The sequence below is a fragment of the Vibrio sp. 2132-1 genome, from assembly GCF_033344315.1.
The window spans coordinates 1-1,448 of the sequence record NZ_JAWPON010000058.1 but is presented as its reverse complement, the minus strand read 5'-3'; the positions used below and the strand labels follow the sequence as shown (position 1 = coordinate 1,448).

At 37.9% G+C, this 1,448-nt stretch carries 2 protein-coding genes and 1 pseudogene; 2 read left to right on the top strand and 1 reads right to left on the bottom strand.

All coding sequences use genetic code 11. The annotated features are described in order from the left end of the window. Both R8N47_RS23400 and catA read left to right on the top strand, forming a co-directional pair. Positions 1-224, top strand: a pseudogene (locus R8N47_RS23400) (IS5/IS1182 family transposase); the annotation flags it as partial. Between the two features lie 35 nt (positions 225-259). Further along, positions 260-901, top strand: a complete 642-nt coding sequence (catA, locus tag R8N47_RS23395) for a type A chloramphenicol O-acetyltransferase (RefSeq protein WP_318070401.1) — start codon at positions 260-262, stop codon at positions 899-901. Positions 902-1,224: 323 nt separating this feature from the next. Here the strand turns inward: catA and R8N47_RS23390 are convergent. Then, positions 1,225-1,448, bottom strand: a 224-nt coding sequence (locus R8N47_RS23390; protein ID WP_225455851.1) for a transposase, incomplete at its 5' end; no start/stop codon positions are given.

Below are 1,448 nucleotides of genomic sequence, written 5' to 3'. Positions count from 1 at the left end.
AAAGTCGTCGCTATGAACCTCATATCCAGTCACGGAAGGATGAGTCAGAAGCCATTAAAAACACGGATTTTAAGGCTCACCGTTGGGTTGTAGAGAGAACACACAGTTGGATGAATCGCTACCGTCGTGTCCTGACTCGTTGGGAGAAGAAAGTCGAGAATTATGAGGCGATGCTGCATTTTGCCTGTGGTATCATTGTCTGGACTAAAAACCTATTGGGATAGGTTCTTAGTAAATAAAAATTCAGAAGGGATATGTTATGAACTATACAAAATTTGATGTAAAAAATTGGGTTCGCCGTGAGCATTTTGAGTTTTATCGGCATCGTTTACCATGTGGTTTTAGCTTAACAAGCAAAATTGATATCACGACGTTAAAAAAGTCATTGGATGATTCAGCGTATAAGTTTTATCCGGTAATGATCTATCTGATTGCTCAGGCCGTGAATCAATTTGATGAGTTGAGAATGGCGATAAAAGATGATGAATTGATCGTATGGGATTCAGTCGACCCACAATTCACCGTATTCCATCAAGAAACAGAGACATTTTCAGCACTGAGTTGCCCATACTCATCCGATATTGATCAATTTATGGTGAATTATTTATCGGTAATGGAACGTTATAAAAGTGATACCAAGTTATTTCCTCAAGGGGTAACACCAGAAAATCATTTAAATATTTCAGCATTACCTTGGGTTAATTTTGATAGCTTTAATTTAAATGTTGCTAATTTTACCGATTATTTTGCACCCATTATAACAATGGCAAAATATCAGCAAGAAGGGGATAGACTGTTATTGCCGCTCTCAGTACAGGTTCATCATGCAGTTTGTGATGGCTTCCATGTTGCACGCCTTATTAATCGGCTACAAGAGTTGTGTAACAGTAAATTAAAATAAGCTCAGGTTAAATTAAAGGGTTTCATATCTAGTGAAGCCCTGTTTTATTATGTTTTGAGTTAACTTATCTTCAATGGCGGTCATAGAACCGACTGTTTACCCTCAAATAAATGTGTGAGCCGAATTATTATATCATCCTTCCGCAAAAGGCTAAAAACCATAAACAATAAAATGTTTTTTGTCGGCTTTTGTTCGCACTTTTTATCTGTTTCTAGGCATTTTATGATAATTTTTTAAAGGTAAGCTTGAAATAACACGTCGATGCCAAGATATGTATCAAATCATGATATATAAACTAAATGGGATAAAGAATGAATAAGAACCTATCCCAAAAGGATTTTATTCCAGACAATGATGGCACAGGCAAGATGCAGCATTGCCTCGTAATTTTCGACCTTTTTCTCCCAACGAGTCAGGACACGACGGTAGCGATTCATCCAACTGTGTGTTCTCTCTACAACCCAGCGGTGGGCCTTAAAATCCGTGTTTTTGATGGCTTCTGATTCATCCTTCCGTGACTGGACATGAGGCTCATAGCGACGACTTC

Excerpts from the sequence above, each read along its gene's own strand:
- catA (WP_318070401.1), top strand. The coding sequence starts at position 260 with ATGAACTATACAAAATTTGATGTAAAAAATTGGGTTCGCCGTGAGCAT.